We start from the raw sequence: 20,815 nt of genomic DNA on the forward strand, positions 1-20,815 counted from the left end.
CGCAGACGGTCAGCCCACCGAGGCCGGGTAGCCGTGCTCGGCCTGGAGGCGGAGCATCGCGTGCTCGACCACCGTGACGAGCACCTGCTTGACCGAGTCCCGCTGGCGGGCGTCGCACATGACCATCGGCACGTCCGGGGAGATCGCGAGCGCCTCCCGGACCTCCTCCAGCTCGTAGTGCGGCGCGTCGCCGAAGCGGTTCAACGCCACGACGTACGGCAGCTTGCGGTTCTCGAAGTAGTCCAGCGGCGCGAACGCGTCGGTGATCCGGCGGGTGTCCACGAGCACCGCCGCGCCCACCGCGCCCCGGATGATCTCGTCCCACATGAACCAGAAGCGGGTCTGGCCCGGCGTGCCGAACAGGTAGAGGATCAGATCCTCGGCCATGGTGATGCGGCCGAAGTCCATGGCGACCGTGGTGGTCTCCTTGCCCGGCACCTTCGACGCGTCGTCGATGCCCACACCGGCCGCGGTCATCAGCGCCTCGGTGGTCAGCGGCTGGATCTCGGAGATCGCCCCGACGAGCGTGGTCTTACCCACGCCGAAGCCACCCGCGATCACGATCTTCGCGGAGATGATCTCCCGGCCGCGGTTCGCCCCGTCGGGGTCATAGTTCGCGAAGTCCACTTAGCACCCTTCCAAGCAGGTTCATCCGCGCCGCGAAACCCGTCGCGGGAGCGGCAGTGTGTAGCGTCAGCAGGCCCTCGGCCACCATGTCGGCGACCAGCACCCGGGTGACGCCCAGCGGCATCCGGGTGTAAGCGGCGATTTCCGCAAGCGACTGCGCCCGGCCCTCACAGACCGAGGAGATGCGGTACTTGTCGTGCCCGGCGAAGCGGGCCTCGGCCGACTGCGTCGGCGTGCTCGACAGCACCGCTTCGAGCGCGATGTTCTGCAACGGCTCGGTACGGCCCCGGGTGACCGCGTACGGCCGCACCAGCGCGCCACGTGGATCACGTCGCGGGTCCATCTCGCGATCACCTCCCCTCGTTCGGAGCCGCACCGGCTCCGGTCGTCAGATCCCCGGTCCGATCAGGACCGGACCGCGTCCCTCGGCAGCGGGACCAGTGCCTGGCCGACCCGCTCCACCAGCAGCGCCATCTCGTAACCCACCTGGCCGACGTCGCAGCTGCGCGCCGCGAGCACGGCCATCGACGATCCGTCGCTGATGGACATCAGGAACAGGTAGCCGCTGTCCATCTCGATCACGGTCTGCAACACGCCGCCGGCGCTGAACATCCGCGCCGCGCCCTCGGTCAGGCTCACCACGCCGGAGGTGATCGCGGCGAGCTGGTCGGCCCGGTCGCCGGGCAGATCCCGGGAGGAGGCGAGCAGCAGTCCGTCCGCGGACACCGCCACCACGTGCGCGATGCCCGCGACGCTGTCGGCGAAGTTGGTGAGAAGCCACCCCATGTCCTGCATGGCCGCCGGCCTGTTCATCGGTTCGTCTCCTTGGTCGAGGTGCTGTTCAGGTCGGCGCCGGCCGTACGGCCCCGCTGGACGCCACGGTGGTAGGCGGAGAGCAGACCGCGTACCTCGTCCGGCGTGCGCCGGCTGCGGTCCCGGCCGCTCTTCGGCTCTATCCCGCCGGGCACGAGCTGGGCCTGCGGCACCCGCTTGGGCAGGCCGGAGCGGGTGGTTCCGCCGGTGGTGGGCTCCGCGGCACGGCTGGCCCGCGTCCAGCCCTCGTCGGCCGCCGTACGCCAGGCCTCCGGGTCGATCGACGGCGCGGGCGCGGGCTCGGCGGCGGGGGGCGCCGGGGGCGGCGTCGCGGCCGCAGGCGGCGTGGACGGAACCTCCGGCGGGCTGTACGCGGGCGGCGTGGTCAGCCCCGACGCCTGGGCCCCCGGGGTGCGGGTCGGCAGCTTCGGACGTGCCGACGCCGTGGGGGGTGCCACCGCCGGCTGTGCCGGCGCGGGCGGCTCGTCGAACGTGGGACGGGTGAAGATCGTGGTCTCGTCCTCTCCGTGCGAACGGAACCACACCGCCTCCATCTCCCGGAATATCGGCGCCTCGGCCCGCTGCTCGGGCCGGGCCACCACCGGCGTGGCCGGGGTGCTCTCCACCGCCGGCGCCGCGGCGAGCGGCTGGTAGGCCGGGGGCGCGGCCTGGGACGCGGGTTGCGCGGTCTCGACACCCGGCGTCCGCGTCGGCAGGGGGTCCAGCGCCGGGTACGCCACAGTCGGTCCCCCGGCCGACCAGCCCGCTCCGGAGACCGGGGCCGGCGCGGTCGCGGGCGCCGCGGCCACCGGGGCGGGCGTCGCCACGGTGGGCAGCGCGCCGGTCGCCCCACCCAGCTGTACGGCGGGAGTGGTGTCGCGCGTCTCGGCGGGCGTCTGCCACCGGGACGGCGGAGCGGTGGTCGCCCCGCGCCACTGGTCGGCGAGCGTCGCGGTGGCCGCGCCCCGCCCGGCGCCGGCGAGTGCGTCGGCGCCGCCGACCTGGCTGAGCGGCGACTGCTCGACGGCGAGCGGCTGACGCGGCCGGGTCAGCGGGGCCTGCCCCCGGTTGGCCGGCAGCACCACTGTCGAGTTCGGCAGCGTGACCTGGGCGACGGTGCCGCCCTCGACGTTGCGGCGCAGCTCGACGCGGATCCCGTAGCGGGACGCGAGCCGGCTCACCACGGCCAGACCCATCAGCCGGAACGCGGCCACGTCGACGGTCGGCGGCGCGGCCAGGCGCCGGTTGAGCGAGTCGAGCTGGTCGTCGCTGAGGCCCAGACCGCGGTCCTCGATCTGGATCAGCACGTAGTCGCGGATCCGGCGGCCGTCGGCGACCACCGAGGTGTTCGGCGGCGAGAACCGGGTGGCGTTGTCGAGCAGCTCGGCGACCAGCCGGACGACGTCGTTGACGGCGTGTGCGGCGACCGAGATGTCGGTGTCGACGGTGCCGAACTCGATCCGGTTGTAGAGCTCGACCTCGGACTGCGCGGCGCGCAGCACGTCGACCAGGAGCGCGTCGTCGCGACGCGGCACGGCCGAGTCGGCGCCGGCGAGCACCAGCAGGTTCTCGTCGTTGCGGCGCATCCGGGTGGCGAGGTGGTCCAGTTCGAACAGCTGCGCGAGCCGCTTCGGGTCCTCCTCGGACCGCTCGATCGCGTCCAGCTCCCCGATCATCCGGTCGACCAGGCTCTGCGAGCGGCGGGCCAGGTTGAGGAACATCGCCGAGACGCTCGTCCGCAGCGCGGCCTGCTCGGCGGCGACCCGGACCGCCTCGCGGTGGACCACGTTGAAGGCCACCGCCACCTGGCCGACCTCGTCGCGGTTGCTCAGTTTGATCGGATCCCGTACCTGCTGGACGATCTCGTCCACGCCGCCGTCGCCGATGGCGTTGACGTTCTGGAGCCGGCTCACCGCGTCCGGCAGGTCGTGGTTGGCCACGGCGAGCGCGCCCTCACGCAGCCGCCGCAGCGAGTCGTTGAGCGAGCGGGCGAGCACCACGGCGAGCGTCACCGCGACCGCGAGCGTGAGCAGCACGAGCAGGCTCTCCACGATCGCCTGCCGGATCACGTCGGCGCGTACCTCGTCGGCGTCGGCCAGCATGTCGTCCAGGAGCTGGATCTCGGCCCACCGCATCAGGTCGTCGACCGCGCCGATGGCGGCGGACGCCTCGTCGCGGGTGACCAGCGCCGAACGCCCGACGGACCGGGAGATGTCGCCGGCGACCCGGTCGGCGAGCTGGACGGCGTCACCGGAGACGGTGCGGTCCACCAGGGCCCGCTGGCTCGGCGTCGCGGTCCGGGAGAAGGTGAGCAGCGCCTCCTGCTGACCGGTGAGTGTGGCCACGAAGGACGAGAACTGCTCCTCGTCGACCGCGCCGCCGTCGAGGGCGGTGAAGGCCACCGCCTGCTCCTCGGCCACCTCCGCCTTGGCGTGGGCGAACGCGGCCACCGCGCGGCGGGCGTCGGCCAGGCTGTCCGCGCCCGGCTGCTGGGCCAGCGCGTCGCTGTACGCGACCAGGTCGTCCAGCACGATGCCGTAGCGCAGGGCCGCCTCGGCCACCGGCATCTGCAGCCGGTCCAGCACCTCCTGGCGGGTGCCGTTCAGCGTGGCCAGGTGGGCGTCGATCACCTTGAGCTGGTTGCTGATGGCGCCCGTCACGTCGCCGAGCTTGCCCCGCTCGTCCTGGTACGCCGCGATGCGTTCGTCGGTCTGGCGCACCCGCAGGTTGTAGGCGTCCGGCTTCTGGTTCGGGTCGGCCAGGAAGACCGCCGCCGCCATCCGCTCCTTGTGCAGGTCCTGGGTGAGCGCCGCGACGTCGACCGACACCGCGCTCAGCGACCGGACCTGGTCCGCCTCGTACGCGCCCTGACCGACCGAGACGAGTCGGATAGTTGCCAGTGCGATGACAGCTGCCACCGGAACGACCAGGATGAGGGCGAGCTTGGAGCGGATCCGCGCGTCGCGCAGCCTGGGCAGGCGCCGGCGCCGGTTCCGCTGTTCGGCGTTGGGGCTCCCGGGCAGGGTCGTAGGTCCGGTGCTCACGACATCGCCTCCGTCGTTTCTTCCACGCGCGACCCACTGACCCGTGCCTGGTGCAGCGGCCAGCGCCGCGCGCGGCACGGCCGCGATTTCATCAGACGAGATCCTGTTTGGGAAGCCGCAGTGAGGCAGGAAACGGTCGCGGCCGACGCAACCCGGGATCCGATCACCTAATACCTTCTTTTCTCCAACCCCCTGATCAGGGGATGTCACTCCAGAGTGGTCACACGCATCTGTGCAGTAATTGTCGGTTAATGTTCCGTGTCCCCAGCATGTGGGATGGCCGTCCCGAAACAGCACTCGACATCCCCGCTTGACCACAAGCCCCGGCATTGGCAAGGTTTTGCAGGCTTCGCGCACACCGTACGGCAAACCAATCCCGTTCCTCCACTGAGGACGGACGAGCGGCGGTGGTCGGGCGTCGGCCCGCGCCGCACCTGGAGGACTGAGTTGAGCCCCATCCGCTCCGCGAGCATCGCGGCGCTCGCATCGGCCGTGCTGGCCACCACGCTCACCGGCTGCGGGATCGGCGGGGAACCGCAGGACACCAGCCCGATCGTGATCGCCGCCGACCTGGAACTCTCCGGCGCGTCGGCGCCGGTCGGCAAGGTCTACCAACGGGCTCTGCAACTGAAGGTCGAGCAGTTGAACGCCTCCGGCGCTCTGGGCGGCCGGAAGATCGATCTGCGGGTCAAGGACAACCGCTCGGACGCGGCCGAGTCCTTACGGAACATCAATGATTTCAGCAGTGACTCACGCGTGAGCGCGGTCATCATGGGCGGCTGCAACGAATGCGCCGTCGGCGCGGCCCGAACGATCGGCGAGAAGCGCATTCCGACGATCGCACTGGGGTCGTCGAGCGCCATCACCGAGCCGGTGGCCGAGCGTCGATATGTCTTCAAGCTCGCCCCGAACGCCACCGACAGCGCCGCCGCGCTCGTCGGCGAACTGGACCGGCGCAACATCCGCAAGGTGGCGCTGCTGCACAGCGCCGAGGGTTACGGCCAGGAAGGGCTCGCCGCCCTGCGCCGCGAACTGAGCAAGACTCCGATCAAGCTGGTCGGCAACGAGTCGGTGCGGGTCACCGACACCGAGGTCGGCACGCAGATCAACGAGCTGATCGCCGGCAAGCCGCAGGCACTGGTCCTGTGGACCACGCCGGAGCAGGCGATGCTCGCCGCCACCACCGCCCGGCAGAGCAAGTTCCGCGGGTCGCTGTTCTTCGACGCCACGGCCGCCGGCGACCTCTTCCTGGGCCCGTCGGCCCGCTCGACCGACGAGGCGACGCTGATCTTCACCCAGACCATGGTGATCGACGACGTGATCGCCACCACCCCGGCCAAGGCCGCGCGGCGGCAGTGGTTCCAGGACTACACCGCCCGGTTCGGCGGCTACAACGGCTTCTCCTCGTTCGCGGCGGACGCGGTCCAGCTGATCGCCGACGCCGAGCAGCAGGCCGGCGGGAAGCCGGGCACTGTGGACCGGGACGCGCTGCGTGACGTGCTGGAGACCTCGCAGCTCGACGGGCTGTCCGGGCCGATCCGGATGACGCCGGACAACCACTCCGGGTTGATGCCGCAGGCGCTGACGACGCTCGTGGCTCGGGGTGGTCGCTGGCGGCTCGCTGGCTGATTGCTTCTCGCTGTTGGGGCGTGGCCCCACCGCAACCGGCTCCGGGCGGTCAGGCTTGATCCCTGCGCCGGTTGCGGTGGGGCCACGCCTGTCGTGGTCGGCCGCCAGCCGTGGGTTGATGTCTTCTTCTGGGTTCTCGGTCGACGTCGGGTTCTCTTGTCGGGGGGGGGGTCAGCGGGCTGAGGTGGTGGCGCGCACCCAGGGCAGGGCCAGGCGCTCGACCAGGCTCAGGGCGGCATACAGCACGATGCTCATCAGCGCCACCAGCACGATCGCCGCCCAGGCGGTCGCGGTGTCACCGACGCCGTTGTACTGGAGGATCTGGTACCCCAGGCCCGGGCGGTCGGAGTAGAACTCCCCGATCACCGCGCCGATCGCGGCCAGCGGCATGGCCACCTTGAGCCCGACGAAGATCTGCGGCAACGCCGCCGGGAAGCGCACCTTGCGGAACGACTGCCACCACGAGGCGTTGAGCGACCGGCCCAGCTCCGCCAGATCCGCCGGGGTGGTGGTCAGACCGGTCGCGGTGGACAGCACGATCGGGAAGAAGCAGAGCAGGAAAACCATGGTCAGGATGGGTTTCTGCCCCCAGCCCACCGCCACCACCAGCAGCGGCCCGAACGCGATCTTCGGGACCGCGTTCACCGCCACCAGCAGCGGCGCGAACATCCGCTCCACCCGGCGGGAGGCGGCCAGCGCCATCCCGATCAGCACCCCGGCCACCGATGAGAGCAGGAAGCCGAACAGGGTCATCCAGGTGGTGATGCCCAGCGCGGGCAGCAGCACCTCGGTGGTGCCGGTGAGAGACTTCCCCACCGCCTGCGGCGGGGGCAGCGCGGCCGGGTGCACCAGGTTCAGGCCCGAGGTGACCAGCCACCAGGCCGCCACCGCGATCACCAGTCCCAGCGCCGGCAGTCCGACCGCCGCCGGGCGTACGGCGATCCCGCGCCGGACCGCCGGGCGCGGCGACGCCTCCGGCCGGGCCTCGGTCGACTGTGTCAACGTGTCTCCTCTCTGCGCCGGTCGGGGTGACCGGCACGGGAAGGGGGTGCGCCCCACCGGGGTGTCCGGCGGGTCGCACCCCCGTTGGCCCGAACGGACCGGTCAGGCCTTCGGCGCGAGGTTGAAGTCGATGATCTGGTCCGGGGTGAGGTTCTGCTTGAGCGCACCGGCGCCCTGGAGCAGCGCGATGCTCTTGGCCACCCGGCCGCTGTCCAGGGTGCCGATCGCGGTGCCGGAGTTGCTCGACCGGACGTACGCCGCCATCAGCGTAAGCTCGGCGGAGGCCGCGGCCGGCACGGCGGCCGGCACGTTCTTCTTCAGGATCTCGCCGGCCTCGTCCGGGTTGGCCAGCGAGTACTCCAGGCCCTTGAGCAGCGCGGCGGTGAACTTCTTCACCATCTCCGGCTTCTCCTTGGCGGTCTTCGAGGACGTGATCAGCGCGTTGCCGTAGAGGTCCTGCATCACGTTGCTGTACGGCAGGACGACCGGCTCCTTCTTGGTCACCGTCTTCACCGTCGGCTGGCCGACGACGAACTGGCCGATGCCGTCCACCGAACCCGAGCCGAGCATGCCGATCAGGCCCTGCGCCTCACCGTTGACCCAGGTCACCTTGCTGCCGTCGATGCCGGCGAGCCGCGCGTACGTGGGGAAGAGGTTGCGCACGACGGACGTCGGGGTGTCGGCGAGCTTCTTGCCCTCGAGGTCCTTCGGGGTGGCGATGTTCTTGCCCTCCACCGTGACGATGGCGGCCATGGTGCGCTGCTGGATCGCGGCCACCGCCACGAAGTCCTTCGCCTGGCCGTTGCCGAGCTGGAGGATGCCACCGGTCAGGTCGATCGGGCCGAAGTCGGCCTGGCCGCCGGTGATGGTCTGGATGACGGAGCCGGTGCCCTGACCGGGCTTGATGTCGACCTCGAAACCGGCCTCCTTGAAGAAGCCCTTGTCCTTCGCCACCCAGGCGTAGGAGTCACGCCCGAAGTTGCCGAACGAAGTGAGGTACGTCACCTTCTCCAGCGCCGCGCCGTTGCCGCCGCCGCTCTCGGACTTCTCCGAGTCGCTGCTGCAGCCGCCCACCAGGGCGAGGGCGGTGGCCAGAGCCGCGGCGGCGACCGTACGGGTCAGCCTTCTCATCAGTGCACCATGTCCTTTCCGACCAGGACTTCTTCGCCGGTCGGGTCGTGGGTCCGACGGGGTCGGCAGGTGGATTCGGCCGACTGGACCGTCGTGAGGGGACTCTTCGCGCGCAACAGCGTACGAGAAGGTGGATGACCCGCCGCCGCCGTCCCGGTTGCGGAACGGAAACGAAGTTGCGTGACGGAAAGCGGACTGACGTCCACCCCGGACGGTGCTATAAGCGCGGTCCGCTACGCTAGCCCGGCTCGCGTTCGGAACGCGTGGAAGGGAGCCGGCGGGGAGATGATCCGACTGTCCGGGGTGTCCCGCACCTTCGACGGCCGTTCGGGGCGGGTGGAGGCGTTGCGCGGCATCGACCTCGACGTCGCCGAAGGCGAGTTCGTCGCCGTCCTCGGCCGATCCGGCTGCGGCAAGTCCACGCTGCTGCGCATGATCGCCGGCCTGCTGCCGGCCACCGGCGGCGAGATCACCGTGGACGGCACGCCGATCACGAAGCCCCGCCGCGACGTGGCGATGCTGTTCCAGCGGCCGGCGCTGCTGCCCTGGCGCTCGGTGCTGGACAACGTGCTGCTGCCGGTGGAGATCTTCGGCTGGCGCCGGGCCGAGCACCGCGACCGGGCCCGCAAGCTGCTGGAGATGGCCGGGCTGGGCGGCTTCGAGAAGCGCCTCCCGCACGAGCTGTCCGGCGGCATGCAGCAGCGCGTCTCGCTGTGCCGGTCGCTGATCGGCTCGCCCCGGGTGATGCTGATGGACGAGCCGTTCTCCGCGCTCGACGCGCTCACCCGTGAGGAACTCTCCGGCGAACTCCAGCGGGTGCACATGGAGACGAAGGCGACGATCGTCTTCGTCACGCACTCGATCGACGAGGCGGTCCTGCTCGCCGACCGGGTCGTCGTGCTCAGCCCGCGCCCCGGCCGCATCCGCGAGATCGTCGAGGTGAACGTCCCCCGGCCCCGCACGCTGGGCCGGCACGAACACCTGGCCGACGTCGCACGGATCAGCGCCGAGCTGCACGAACTGCTGATGGAGCGGGACGCCCCGGGCGTACCCGCGGGAGGACGGTGACCATGCGGGTCTCGGTGTTCACCGAACCCCACCGCGGTGCGGACTACGACGACCAGCTCCGGTTCGCCCGGCTGGTCGAGGAGACCGGCTTCGAGGGCTTCTTCCGGGCCGACCACTACCGGGCCATGGGGGACGAGCCGGCGCTGCCCGGCCCCACCGACGCCTGGCTGACGCTCGCCGCGCTGGCCCGGGAGACCTCCCGGATCCGGCTGGGCACGCTCGTCACGTCGGCCACGTTCCGGCTACCCGGACCGCTGGCAGTCATGGTCGCCCAGGTCGACCGGATGAGCGGTGGCCGGGTCGAGCTGGGCATCGGCGCCGGATGGTACGAGCGCGAGCACACCGCGTACGGCATCCCGTTCCCGCCGGTGAGCGAGCGCTTCGACCGGCTGGCCGAGCAGCTGGAGATCGTCACCGGGCTGTGGCGCACCCCGTCCGACGAGACGTACAGCTTCACCGGTGAGCACTACCGCCTGGTCGACGCGCCCGCGCTGCCCAAGCCGGTGCAGCAGCCCGGCCCGCCGGTGATCGTCGGCGGCCGGGGACCGAAGCGGACCCCCGAGCTGGCCGCCCGCTACGCCGACGAGTTCAACATGCCGTTCAAGAGCGTGGCCGAGACCGCCGCCGCGTACGAGCGGGTGCGGGAGGCGTGCGACCGCGCCGGGCGGGACGCCTCCGGCCGCGCGCCGCTGACGCTCTCCGCCGGCATCGTGGTGGCGATCGGACGCACCGACGCCGAGGCGCAGCGCCGGGCCGCGCCGCTGCACGTCACGAGCGCGCTGCCGCCGGAGGACCCGGTGGTCGGTTCCCCCGCCCAGCTGGTCGAGCGGATCGGCGAGTTCGCCGCGATCGGGGCCACCCGGGTCCACCTGCGCCTGATCGACTTCGACGACCTCGACCACGTGGAGCTCATCGCCGCCGAGGTGCTCCCCCGACTGGACGGACCGCGATGACCGACACCTCCGCCGACCTCGAACTCGGCCCGGTGGGCCAGGAGATCGTGTACGAGAACGACCGCGTCCGCGTCTGGCACATCCGGCTGGAGCCGGGTGAGCGGCAGCCGCTGCACCGCCACGACCACCCGTACCTGGTGGTGGCGATCCAGGGCGCCAAGAACGTGGTGCAGACGATCGACGGCCACACCATCGACGCCGACGAGCCGACCGGCGGCGTGGTCTACCGCGACCCGGGCGCGGTGCACATGCTCACCAACGTCGGCGACACCACCTACCTCGCGCGCCTGGTCGAACTGAAGTAGCCGCACCGGCGGGTTCGCCGCGCCGCGCGGCGGCAAGGTGGCGATCGGGGGCACCGGGCCGTAACGTGCCCGACATGGCCTTTCGGACGTGGGGCAGGATGCTGCTCACGGCGCTCGGGGTGAGCGTGCTGGCCGGGGCCGGCCAGTTGGGCATCGCGTACGGCTTCGGAGTCGTACGCCTCGACGGCGCGTTCGTCGACGTCTCGGTCAACCGGTGGCCCGCCCAGCTCGTCTGGGTGGGCTGGTTCGCCGCGGTCGCCACGGTCGCCGGAGCCGTCCTCACCGAGCGCCTCGCCGGCCGCGACGACGATCAGGGCGGCACCACCGAACTGCTCTCCATCGCCGGCGTCAGCGCGCTGGGCGCGATGGTGGTCGCCCCGCTGTGCATGCAACCGGCCCGCGCGGCCGAGCTGGGCGGATCCGTCGACCCGGTCTGGGCCGCCGGCATCTGCGCCGCCCTCGGCGCGGTGGCCGGCGCGGGCGCCGCGATCGCCGTCCAGCTCAAGCCGCCGTTCGGCTGGGGTGTGGCGACCACCGCCGGGATCGTCTGGCTGATGGCGCTGCTCTCGGTCGCGCCCACGATCGTCTCCAGCCGCCCGATGGCCACGGTACGGCTCGGCGTCCTCGAACCTTCCTGGCTCGATCCGGAGGCGGCGCAGCGCCTGTCCATGCTGGTGCTGCCAGTGCTCGCGCTGCTGGCCGGCGGGGTGGTCGGCGTGCTCGCCCGCCGGGCCGAGTGGCCGCCGCTCGTCGGCGGGGCGGCCGGTGCGGCCGGCCCGGTGCTCGTCGCGTTCGCCTACCTGACCGCCGGTCCCGGTTCGGCGACCGACCGCTACCAGGTCGCGCCCTACTACGGCGCGCTGATCGCCGTGGTCGCCGGAGCGCTCGGCTCGACCGCCACCACTGTGCTGCCCCGCCCGGTCACCGCCACCGGTGACCCCGACGCCGTCGAGGCCACCGACATCCTCGCGCCACTGCCGCACTCGTCCGCTCCGGGCGTCCCGGCCGCCCCGCCCGAGCCTCCGGTGACCAGCGGCGCCGCCGCGCCTGCGCACTGGAACTGGCCGGAGTCCGGCGGCTCGGCCACGGCGACGGCTCCGGCCGGTACCGATCCACCCGCCGCCGCTCAGCCGGCCGTCGCCGGGCAGCCGCCGGGTGACCGCCCGGCCGTCGTCGACACGAGCCACGGCCAGCCCATGCCGGGTCTGCTGCCCCCGGGGCGCCGGACCTCGGCCATCGACGTCCTCGCCGCCGGTCGCCCGGTCCCGGGTACGGGCACGGCACGTGCGGAGAGCACCGGCGAGGCGGCCACCACGGACCGCACTGGCACCGCCGACCGGGCCGCCACCACCTCGGCCACCGGCGACCGCTCCGCAGCCTCCGGGACCGGCGATGCCGCACCGGAACCGGCTCAGGAAGCGGCGACGACCACGCCACGGGTGACCCGGCCGCGCCGTACCCGCTCCGGCCGGTCCAGCGGGACGACCGACGGATCGACGTCATCCGCCGACGAGACCACTGCTCCCCGCACCGCGGACGCCACCTCCCCGAGCGCCGGTGCGGGCACCGCCTCGACGGACGTGCCGCCGGTCACCGGCGGCACGACCGAGAACCACGTTCCCGGCCCGCGTACCGACAGCAGCGCCCTCGCCGGACCGGCCGACGCGGACAGCGGCACCGCCGCCGCGCCACCGGCCGAAGCCACCGGAGACACCGGCGCGACGGGCCGTACCACCCGCTCCCGGCGTCCCCGCACCCCGAAGGCCGGGCCGCGCGCCGGCGGCCCGGCCGTCCCCGAGTCCGGTGCGGCCGACACCGCACCGGCGGCACCGAGCGCGCGGACCCGGCCCGCTCCGGACACCGCTGACACCGCACCGATCCCCCAGGTCACGAACCCGGCCCGGGACGACGCGGGCGCCGCCTCGGCACCGGACCCCGGCACACCGCCGGCTCCCGAGACCGCCTCCCCCAGCGGGGATGCCGCACCGGCCGGGCGTACCGGACGCAGTTTCTTCTTCGACGACCCGGCGCCGGCCCCGTCGTCCCGGCCCCGGTTCCCGATGTTCGAGGACGTCACCGGCGCGCCCGGCGAGGTACGCCCGGCCTGGCCGATCACCCCGGCGGCCCGCCCGTACCGCGCCACCGAACCGGACGCACCGGCGCGGGACGGCGCGGAGGCGACCACCCCGGCCGAGCCGGCGCCGCGCCCCCGTCACCGGGGACTGCCCGAGCCGGGCGCGAGCACCGGCTGGGACGCGCTCGCCACGAACGCGCGTCCCGCCGGGCCGCTGTCCCGGCCCGAGGCGGGGAGGCCGGTCGCCCGGCCGGAGCCGGGGACGGCCGTACCGGCCGAGGCCGGTACGGCGCTGCCGGAGGCCGCCGCGGCGGAGACGGAGACGGACTCCCGGCGCGGGCGGCACGCCGACCCGGACGACGTCGACGCGACCGCCGGGAAGCCGAAGGCCCGGCGCGGCCTGTTCCGGCGCAGCCGCGCCAAAGACGAGCCGGAGCCGGCCGAGCGTCCGGCCGAGCCGACCACCGCTGCCGACGACGAGTACGTGGACTGGGTCGCCGGTCTCGCCTCGGACGACAACGCCGACGACGCCCGCTCGCTGCGGACCGGGCGGCACCACCGCGACTGAACGACGGCCGGGACGGACCGGATCGAAACGGCCCGCCCCGGCCTCGCTCACGCCAGCGGCAGGTAGACCCGTGACCCGGAGGCGACGAACTCCTCCGACTTGCCTTGCATGCCCCGCGCCGCGTAGTCCTTCAGCTCCTGCGTGATCTTCATGGAGCAGAACTTCGGCCCGCACATCGAACAGAAGTGCGCGGTCTTCGCCGGCTCGGCGGGCAGCGTCGCGTCGTGGTACGCCCGCGCGGTCTCCGGGTCGAGCGCCAGGTTGAACTGGTCCTCCCACCGGAACTCGAACCGGGCCTTGGAGAGCGCGTCGTCCCACGCCTGCGCGCCGGGGTGCCCCTTGGCCAGGTCGGCCGCGTGCGCGGCGATCTTGTACGCGATCACGCCCGCCTTCACGTCGTCGCGGTCCGGCAGCCCGAGATGCTCCTTCGGGGTGACGTAGCAAAGCATCGCGGTGCCGAACATGCCGATCATCGCCGCGCCGATCGCGGAGGTGATGTGGTCGTACGCGGGCGCGACGTCGGTGGTCAGCGGCCCGAGCGTGTAGAACGGCGCCTCGTGACACCACTCCTGCTGGAGGTCCACGTTCTCCTTGATCTTGTGCATCGGCACGTGCCCGGGGCCCTCGATCATCACCTGGACGTCGTACTCCCAGGCGACAGTCGTCAGCTCACCGAGCGTGCGCAGCTCGGCGAACTGCGCCTCGTCGTTGGCGTCCGCGATGGAACCGGGGCGCAGCCCGTCACCGAGGGAGAACGTGACGTCGTACTTCGCGAGCAGCGAACACAGCTCCCGGAAGTTCGTGTAGAGGAAGTTCTCCTCGTGGTGCGCCAGGCACCAGGCCGCCATGATCGAGCCGCCCCGGGAGACGATCCCGGTCACCCGGTCCACCGCCAGCGGCACGTACGGCAGCAGCACCCCGGCGTGCACGGTCATGTAGTCGACGCCCTGCTCCGCCTGCTCGATCACCGTCTCGCGGAACACCTCCCAGCTCAGCTTCACCGGGTCGCCGCCGACCTTCTCCAGCGCCTGGTAGATCGGCACCGTGCCGATCGGCACCGGCGCGTTCCGCACGATCGCCTCGCGGGTCTCGTGGATGCGCTTGCCGGTGGACAGGTCCATCACCGTGTCCGCGCCCCACCGGGTCGCCCAGGTCAGCTTCTCCACCTCCTCGGCCACCGACGAGGTGACAGCCGAGGTGCCGATGTTCGCGTTGACCTTCACCAGGAACGCCTTGCCGATGATCGCCGGCTCGCACTCCGGGTGGTTGACGTTGAGCGGCAGCACCGCCCGCCCGGCCGCGATCTCGTCCCGCACGAACTCCGGCGTCACCGACTCCCGGATCGCCACGAACTCCATCTCCGGCGTGACGATCCCGGCCCGGGCGTACGCGAGCTGCGTCGGCCGCTTGCCGTCCACGCCCGCCAGCGGCGTACCGGCGCCGCGCACCGGGGCCACGTCCCCGCGCTCGGCGATCCACGCCCCGCGCAGCGCGGGCAGCCCCACCTCCGGGTCGGAGCCGGGGCCGGAGGTGTCGTAGAGCCGTACCGGCGGGTTGTCCCCGGTCAGCGTCACCTCGGCGAACGGCACCCGGATGTCCGGGCGTGCCCCTTCCACGTACACCTTGCGACGTGCCTGCATGACAGCCTCCCTGTCGCTCATGCGGACCAGCCGAAGTGGTCCAGCGGGCCGCGTCCCGCGCCCAGCTCCCAGCCCCGCGCGCCGGTCAGCGCGCGGGTGACGTACTCCTTGGCGGCCGCCACCGCGACCGGCACCGCGTCGCCCGCGGCGAGCCGGACCGCGACGGCGGCCGAGAACGAACAGCCGGTGCCGTGGTTGTGCCGGGTGTCCACCCGGGGCGCGCGCAGCAGCCGCGTGGTCCCGCCGCCGGCGAGCACGTCCACCGACTCGCCGTCGGCGTCCACGTCGCCGCCGGTCACCACCACGAACACCGGACCGCGCGCCGCCAGCGCCTCCGCCGCCGCCACCATCTCCTCGACGGTGCCCACCGGGCCTCCGGTGAGGGCCGCGGCCTCCGCGCAGTTGGGCGTCGCCACCTCCGCGTACGGCAGCAGCCGCTCGACCGCCTCCACCACGCCGAGCCGGTGCCCGCTCGTGGCGACCAGCACCGGGTCGACGACCAGGTGCGGCAGCCGCCCGGCCCGGGCTGCCTCGGCCACCGCGTCGGCGACCGCCGGGGTGCCGAGCATCCCGCTCTTCACGGCCCGGACGTCGAAGTCGCCGAGCACGCTGTCCATCTGGTCGCGCACGGTCTGCGGGGGCAGCGGCAGGACCGCGTCGACGCCCCTGGTGCTCTGCGCGGTGACGGCGGTGAGCACGCTCGTGCCGTACGCCCCGAGCGCGGCGAACGTCTTGAGGTCGGCCTGGATGCCCGCCCCTGCTCCGGAGTCGGAGCCGGCGATCGTGAGGACTGTTCTCGGCGTCACTGCGCTTCTCCAGTGGTTGCGGTTGAGGGCTGCGGCCGACCGTGCCCACTCCGGGCGGTCAGGCTTGATCCCTCCGTGGTCACGGTCGGCCGCAGCCCTTCTCGTGCGGGCCTGCGTCGGATCGCGCAGGGTGGGTGCGCGCCACACGGGTGGCCGCCTCCTGGAAGGCGCTGCCCAGCGTGGTGGCGGTTTCTCGCGGGTCGTGGGCGCGCATGACGGCGCCCAGGACTGCCACTCCTCTGGCGCCTGCCTCTACACAAGCGTGGACCTGGGTCGGGGTTTCGATGCCGCCGAGTGCGAGCACCGGGACCGGGCTGGCTTTCACCAGCGCGGCGAGTCCGGCCGGTCGTAGCGCCGGGCCGTAGCCGGGTTTCGTCCTTGTCTCGTAGACCGGGGACAGCGTCGCGTAGTGCTCGGTGGTGAGCCGGGCCAGCTCGGCGGTGTCGTGGCAGGAGCGGCCGACCAGTCCGACGGCGGGCGGCGGGTACGGGCCGGCGGCGGGCAGGTGCACCGCGTCCCCGTCGAGCGGATCGGGTCCGGCGACGATCAGCGTGCCGCCCACCTCGGCGAGGATCGCGCGCAGGTCGACGGCGAGCGCGAGGCGCTCGGGGCGGGGCAGGTCCTTCTCCCGCAGCACCACCCACCGCACTCCCCCACCGACGGCACCCGCGACCACATCGACGAGCGACCCCCGGACGGCACGTCGATCGGTCAACACGACGACCCCGGTCGGGCCGGCGTAGATCTTGGTACGCGGCTGCCCCTCCAGGGGGGCTTCCGTACCAGGATCGGCCGCGACACCGGCGGCGGTCACAGGTCGGGCCGCCCGTCGTCGGGAGTGGACGCCAGGGCGTGGAAGCGGCGGGCGATACGGCCCGCGCCGTACGCCAGGCGCCCGGCCTCGACCGCGTACCGCATCGCCGTGGCCATCGCCACCGGCTCGGCGGCCCGGGTCACGGCGCTCGCCAGCAGCACCGCGTCGCAGCCCAGCTCCATCGCCAGCGCGGCGTCGGAGGCGGTGCCGATGCCCGCGTCGAGTACCACCGGCACGTCGACCGCCTGCCGGATCAGCCGGATGTGGTGCGGGTTGCCGATGCCGAGTCCGGAACCGATCGGCGACCCGGCCGGCATCACCGCCGCGCACCCCACGTCGGCCAGCCGACGCGCCAGCACCGGATCGTCCGAGGTGTACGGCAGCACGGTGAACCCGTCCGCCACCAGCTCCTCGGCGGCGCGCAGCAGCTCCACCCCGTCGGGCAGCAGCGTGCGCTCGTCGCCGATCACCTCCAGCTTCACCCAGTCGGTGTCGAACGCCTCCCGGGCCAGGTGCGCCGTCTTCACCGCCTCCACCGCGGTCCGGCAGCCGGCCGTGTTCGGCAGCAGCCGTACGCCACACCGCTCCACCAGGTCGAGCAGTCCGCCCGACCCGCCGGGCGTGGTGTCCACCCGGCGCAGCGCCAGCGTCACCAGCTCGGTACCGGAGGCGCGGATCGCCTGCTCCAGCGCGTGCAGGTTGGCCGCGCCGCCGGTGCCCAGAATGAGCCGGGAGCCGAACGTGACCCCGCCGATCTCCAGCGTGGACACCCCGCTCACCCGCCCTGGGTGGCACTGAGCACCTCGACGCGGTCGCCGTCGCGCAGCACGCTCGCCGACCAGCCGCCGCGCGGCACCACCTCGCCGTTCACCGCGACCGCGAGCCCGCGCTCCCGGTCGGTGACGGTGCGGACCACCTCGGCCACTGTGACGCCCTCGGGCAGCGTCCGGCCGAGGCCGTTGACGATCAGTTCCACGTGCGCTCCTTCCCGAAGCGGTCCGGGGTGAAGGGGGCGAGCGCGGGATCCGGCTCGCCGGAGACGATCAGCTCGGTGACCAGGCCGGCGGTGACCGGGGTGAGCACGATGCCGTGGCGGTGGTGCCCGGTCGCGGCGAGCACGCCCGGCCGACCGGGCAGCGGCCCGATGATCGGCGCGTTGTCGGGTGTACCGGGGCGCAGCCCGGCGACGGCCTCCACCAGCTCGTACTCGACGAGTTCCGGCACCAGCTCCGCGGCGGCGCGCAGCAGCGTCAGCACGCCACCGGCGGTGACAGCGGTGTCCGCGCGCTCCTCGACTGTCGCCCCGACCACGACCTCCCCGCTGGCCCGGGGCACCAGGTAGACCGGCTCGCTGTCCGCGTACCCCCGGATCACGTGCCGGAAGCCCGGCGGACCGCCACCCGGCGCGCGCAGCCGCAGCACCTGGCCCTTCACCGGCCGGACCGGCAGGCCGGTCAGGCCCGCCGCGCCGCATCCGGCCGCGACCACCGTGACCCCGGCATCCACCTCGGACAGCGCGCCGACGCGGGCCGGGCGCAGCTCCACCCCGGCGCGTTCCGCGGCCGTGCGCAGCGCGGCGACCAGCCGCCGCGGGTCGACCTGGTGGTCGCCGGTGGCCACCGCGCCGCCGCGCACCCGCGGCGCCAGCGCCGGCTCGCGGTCGCGCAGCTCCGAGGGGCGCAGCGGCGTGATCGGCAGTCCCAACCCCAGTTGGTACGACCACAGCCGCCGCGCCTCGGCCAGGTCGTCGGCGGTGAGCCCGACGACGAGCGTGCCCTCGGTGCGGTACCCGAGGTCGACGCCGCTCGCCCCGGCCAGCTCGGCGGCGAAGCCGGGCCAGCGGGCGGCGGAGGAGACGAGCAGCGCGGTCAGATCGCGTTCCCCGAAGTACGCCTCGGCGACCGGCGACAGCATCCCGGCGGCCACCGACGAGGCGCCCGACCCGGGCCGGTCGTCGTGCACCACCACTCGTAGTCCGCGCTGCGCGCACCGCCATGCGATCGCCCACCCCACCGGCCCGCCCCCCACCACCGCCACGTCGGTAAGGAAGGGCCCCCTGTTAACGCCTCCGGTAGAGGAAGGGCCCCCTCTTAACACGTCAGCGCCCGCAGTAGCTCGGCGGTGGCGGACGCGGGATCGGCGGCCAGGCTGAGCGCGCCGACCACCGCCACCCCGTACGCCCCGGCGGCCCGCAACGCCGGCACGCTCGCTGCGGTCACCCCGCCGATCGCGATCACCGGCACGCCGACCGCCTCGGCGACCGCGCGTACCCCCTCGGGGCCGATCGGGTCCGGCAGGCCGGACTTGGTGGTGGTGACGTGGCACGGGCCGACGCCCAGGTAGCTCGCGCCCGCGTCCACCGCCGCGCGGGCGCCCACCGGCTCCCGGGCGGTCGCGCCGAGCACCGCGTCCGGTCCGAGCACCCGGCGCGCGGCGGCCACCGGCAGGTCGTCCGCGCCGACGTGGCCCCCGGCTGCGTCCACCGCGAGCGCCACGTGCAGCCGGTCGTTGACCAGGCACAGTGCCCCGTACGGCCGGCACGCCTCGGTCACCCGGCGCGCCAGCTCGTACGCCTCACGGTCGGTGGCGTCGTCCTCCACGCGCACCTGCACGACGAGTTCGGCGCCCGCCACGGGCAGGGTGGCACTCAGCACGGCGAGCGGGTCACGCCCCGGCCGGGTGTCGGTGATGAGATGCAGTCGTCCCAGGGACAGCACGGCAACGCTCCTCCCTGCGCCGGCATTACCCGGATCAGGTTCGACGGTCGGGGGCTCCCAGCCCCCCTCTCAGCCCGGTCCGCACCAGGCTCCCGTGGGTCACTTGCGGCCTACCGTACGACGCCTCCCGCCCGTACGGAAGCCCGCGTGAGGTTTTTCCCAGGAACCGTTCACACGGCGGATCGGGACAGCAGGTGACCGTCTGATCACGACACGCTGCCGGGATGTCCGTTCCCGCCCGTGTCCCGCGCCGCCTGGTGGTCCTGCCGTTCCGGGGCGGCCGTGCCGTCTCCGAAGGACTGCTCACCTGGACGATGCTGCGCGGGCCGACGTGGGTCCGCCTGCTGCCGGACGTGTACGTGCACCGGGACGGATACCGCGCCGACGACCACCGGATGTGGTGCGAGGCGGTGGCGTTGCGCCTGCCGCCGGGTGCCGTGCTGGCGGGACGCAGCGCCGCCTGGTTGTCCGGCGCGGACGTGCTCACCCGCGACGCGCCGGTCACAGTGCTGCTGCCGACCGCCGCTCGACTGCGACCGCACCCACGGTTGCGGGTGGTCCGGTCGCCGCTGCCGGAGCGGGACCGCACCCTCGTCGGCGGGCTGCCGGTCACCACCCCGCTGCGTACCGCTTTCGACCTGGGTCGACAGGGCTCACTCGGCGAGGCGTTGGTCGCCGTCGACGCGCTGCTGCGTCGCCGGATCGTGCAGCTGCCCGTCCTGCGGGCCTACGCCGCCGACCGCCCGGGCTGGCCGGGCGCTCCACTGTTGCGCGAGGTGCTGGCGCTGGCCGAGCCGTTGAGCGAGTCCCCGATGGAGACGCGGCTACGGCTGCTCCTCCTCGACGCCGGCCTCGGCCCGCTCACCGCTCAGTACGAAGTGCACGCCGGCGGGCGCTTCGTGGCCCGGGTGGATCTGGCCTGGCCGGCACTCCGCCTCGCGGTCGAGTACGACGGCGACCACCACCGGGAACGGGCTCACTTCCGGCGGGACGTGGCGCGCCTGAACGCGCTGCGCGCGGCCGGCTGGGTCGTGCTGCGGTTCACGGCCGACGACGTGCTACGCCGGCCGGACGCCACAGTCGCCCTGGTCCGCCAGGCCCTGGCAGAACGTCGCGCCACCGCGGCAGACCACTGATCCGCAGCCCGCAGCCCACAGTCCAGCCCCGAGTCCCGCCCCGCCGCGCCCCGGCCCGGCCAACCGCCACCCGGTGCCTGGCCGAGCCGAGCCGGGCCGAGCCGGGCCGAGCCGGGCCGAGCCGGGCCGAGCCGGGCCGCCCGAGACGCCACGGGCGTCAGAAGGCCGCTCGCAGACACCTATGGCGTTCCACTCGCGGCTGAATCTGGCGACGAGTGGAACGCCATAGGTGTCTCAAGGTCCTCTTGACACCCATACCGTTCCACCCATCGTGAGCGCTGCCTCTGAGCGGAACGCCATGGGTGCCTCCGCGCGCGGGCGGGCCCCGGTGGGCGCACGCCCGCCGTGCGGGGCAAGCCACGACGCTCGCACGCCCACGAGCGGGCGGACCGCACACGCGGACGGACCCAACGCGCGGACGAGCCGAACGCGCGGGCGGACCGCACACGCGGACGGACCCAACGCGCGGACGAGCCGAACGCGCGGGC

19 protein-coding genes and 1 riboswitch are annotated in these 20,815 nt (G+C 73.5%); of the genes, 6 read left to right on the forward strand and 13 right to left on the reverse strand.

What is annotated here, in order from left to right; genetic code table 11:
- Positions 1–9: 9 nt before the first annotated feature.
- The 4 genes from KSK32_RS07420 to KSK32_RS07435 form a co-directional block, all read right to left on the reverse strand.
- Positions 10–627, reverse strand: coding sequence for an ATP/GTP-binding protein (locus KSK32_RS07420; protein WP_216929790.1), 618 nt, complete (start codon positions 625–627; stop codon positions 10–12).
- Positions 608–970, reverse strand: coding sequence for a DUF742 domain-containing protein (locus KSK32_RS07425; protein ID WP_013288587.1), 363 nt, complete (start codon positions 968–970; stop codon positions 608–610). The genes KSK32_RS07420 and KSK32_RS07425 overlap by 20 nt, the downstream gene beginning before the upstream one ends.
- 62 nt (positions 971–1,032) lie before the next feature.
- Positions 1,033–1,440 (reverse strand): roadblock/LC7 domain-containing protein, encoded by a 408-nt coding sequence (locus tag KSK32_RS07430; protein WP_013288588.1) that lies wholly within the window; start codon positions 1,438–1,440, stop codon positions 1,033–1,035.
- Positions 1,437–4,484: a nitrate- and nitrite sensing domain-containing protein gene (locus KSK32_RS07435; protein ID WP_216929791.1), complete on the reverse strand. Its 3,048-nt coding sequence runs from the start codon at positions 4,482–4,484 to the stop codon at positions 1,437–1,439. The genes KSK32_RS07430 and KSK32_RS07435 overlap by 4 nt, the downstream gene beginning before the upstream one ends.
- 447 nt (positions 4,485–4,931) lie before the next feature.
- On the opposite strand from KSK32_RS07435, the gene KSK32_RS07440 reads away from it, so the two are divergent.
- Positions 4,932–6,113 carry an ABC transporter substrate-binding protein gene (locus KSK32_RS07440; RefSeq protein ID WP_216929793.1) on the forward strand — a complete coding sequence of 394 codons (1,182 nt, stop codon included), beginning with the start codon at positions 4,932–4,934 and terminating at the stop codon, positions 6,111–6,113.
- A gap of 171 nt (positions 6,114–6,284) precedes the next feature.
- Here the strand turns inward: KSK32_RS07440 and KSK32_RS07445 are convergent, their stop codons facing one another.
- Positions 6,285–7,055 carry an ABC transporter permease gene (locus KSK32_RS07445; RefSeq protein ID WP_289256639.1) on the reverse strand — a complete coding sequence of 257 codons (771 nt, stop codon included), beginning with the start codon at positions 7,053–7,055 and terminating at the stop codon, positions 6,285–6,287.
- Positions 7,056–7,217: 162 nt separating this feature from the next.
- Complete coding sequence (locus KSK32_RS07450) at positions 7,218–8,246, reverse strand: ABC transporter substrate-binding protein (RefSeq protein WP_216929795.1); 1,029 nt, start codon at positions 8,244–8,246, stop codon at positions 7,218–7,220.
- A 285-nt stretch (positions 8,247–8,531) separates the two neighbouring features.
- On the opposite strand from KSK32_RS07450, the gene KSK32_RS07455 reads away from it, so the two are divergent.
- The 4 genes from KSK32_RS07455 (at position 8,532) to KSK32_RS34350 (ending at position 13,214) form a co-directional block, all read left to right on the forward strand.
- Complete coding sequence (locus KSK32_RS07455; RefSeq protein WP_216929796.1) at positions 8,532–9,314, forward strand: ABC transporter ATP-binding protein; 783 nt, start codon at positions 8,532–8,534, stop codon at positions 9,312–9,314.
- Positions 9,315–9,316: 2 nt separating this feature from the next.
- Positions 9,317–10,267, forward strand: a complete 951-nt coding sequence (locus KSK32_RS07460; RefSeq protein ID WP_216929797.1) for an LLM class F420-dependent oxidoreductase — start codon at positions 9,317–9,319, stop codon at positions 10,265–10,267.
- Complete coding sequence (locus tag KSK32_RS07465; protein WP_216929799.1) at positions 10,264–10,572, forward strand: cupin; 309 nt, start codon at positions 10,264–10,266, stop codon at positions 10,570–10,572. Before KSK32_RS07460 ends, KSK32_RS07465 begins: the two co-directional genes overlap by 4 nt.
- A 74-nt stretch (positions 10,573–10,646) precedes the next feature.
- Positions 10,647–13,214 carry a hypothetical protein gene (locus tag KSK32_RS34350; RefSeq protein WP_216929801.1) on the forward strand — a complete coding sequence of 856 codons (2,568 nt, stop codon included), beginning with the start codon at positions 10,647–10,649 and terminating at the stop codon, positions 13,212–13,214.
- A gap of 47 nt (positions 13,215–13,261) precedes the next feature.
- On the opposite strand, the gene thiC is transcribed toward KSK32_RS34350, so the two are convergent.
- From thiC to thiE, 7 genes are all read right to left on the reverse strand, one after another.
- Entirely contained in the window at positions 13,262–14,854 is a 1,593-nt protein-coding gene (gene thiC / locus KSK32_RS07475) for a phosphomethylpyrimidine synthase ThiC (protein ID WP_216929803.1), read from the reverse strand.
- 17 nt (positions 14,855–14,871) lie between these two features.
- On the reverse strand, positions 14,872–15,660 hold the full coding sequence (gene thiD, locus KSK32_RS07480; RefSeq protein ID WP_216929805.1) for a bifunctional hydroxymethylpyrimidine kinase/phosphomethylpyrimidine kinase: 789 nt from the start codon (positions 15,658–15,660) through the stop codon (positions 14,872–14,874).
- A gap of 79 nt (positions 15,661–15,739) precedes the next feature.
- A complete protein-coding gene (locus KSK32_RS07485; protein WP_216935881.1) occupies positions 15,740–16,405 on the reverse strand; it encodes a thiamine phosphate synthase in 666 nt (221 codons plus the stop codon).
- Between the two features lie 65 nt (positions 16,406–16,470).
- Entirely contained in the window at positions 16,471–17,253 is a 783-nt protein-coding gene (locus tag KSK32_RS07490; protein WP_216927972.1) for a thiazole synthase, read from the reverse strand.
- Positions 17,250–17,450 carry a sulfur carrier protein ThiS gene (thiS, locus tag KSK32_RS07495; protein WP_216929807.1) on the reverse strand — a complete coding sequence of 67 codons (201 nt, stop codon included), beginning with the start codon at positions 17,448–17,450 and terminating at the stop codon, positions 17,250–17,252. The genes KSK32_RS07490 and thiS overlap by 4 nt, the downstream gene beginning before the upstream one ends.
- Positions 17,441–18,571 carry a glycine oxidase ThiO gene (gene thiO, locus KSK32_RS07500; RefSeq protein ID WP_216929809.1) on the reverse strand — a complete coding sequence of 377 codons (1,131 nt, stop codon included), beginning with the start codon at positions 18,569–18,571 and terminating at the stop codon, positions 17,441–17,443. The genes thiS and thiO overlap by 10 nt, the downstream gene beginning before the upstream one ends.
- Positions 18,565–19,191, reverse strand: coding sequence for a thiamine phosphate synthase (gene thiE, locus KSK32_RS07505; protein ID WP_216929811.1), 627 nt, complete (start codon positions 19,189–19,191; stop codon positions 18,565–18,567). The genes thiO and thiE overlap by 7 nt, the downstream gene beginning before the upstream one ends.
- Positions 19,186–19,297, reverse strand: a riboswitch (TPP riboswitch). It overlaps the preceding gene by 6 nt.
- A gap of 118 nt (positions 19,298–19,415) precedes the next feature.
- On the opposite strand from thiE, the gene KSK32_RS07510 reads away from it, so the two are divergent.
- A complete protein-coding gene (locus tag KSK32_RS07510; protein WP_216929813.1) occupies positions 19,416–20,327 on the forward strand; it encodes a DUF559 domain-containing protein in 912 nt (303 codons plus the stop codon).
- The last annotated feature ends 488 nt before the right edge of the window (positions 20,328–20,815 follow it).

The sequence above is a fragment of the Micromonospora sp. WMMB482 genome, from assembly GCF_019038635.1.
In the GTDB taxonomy this organism is placed as follows: Bacteria; Actinomycetota; Actinomycetes; order Mycobacteriales; family Micromonosporaceae; genus Micromonospora; species Micromonospora marina.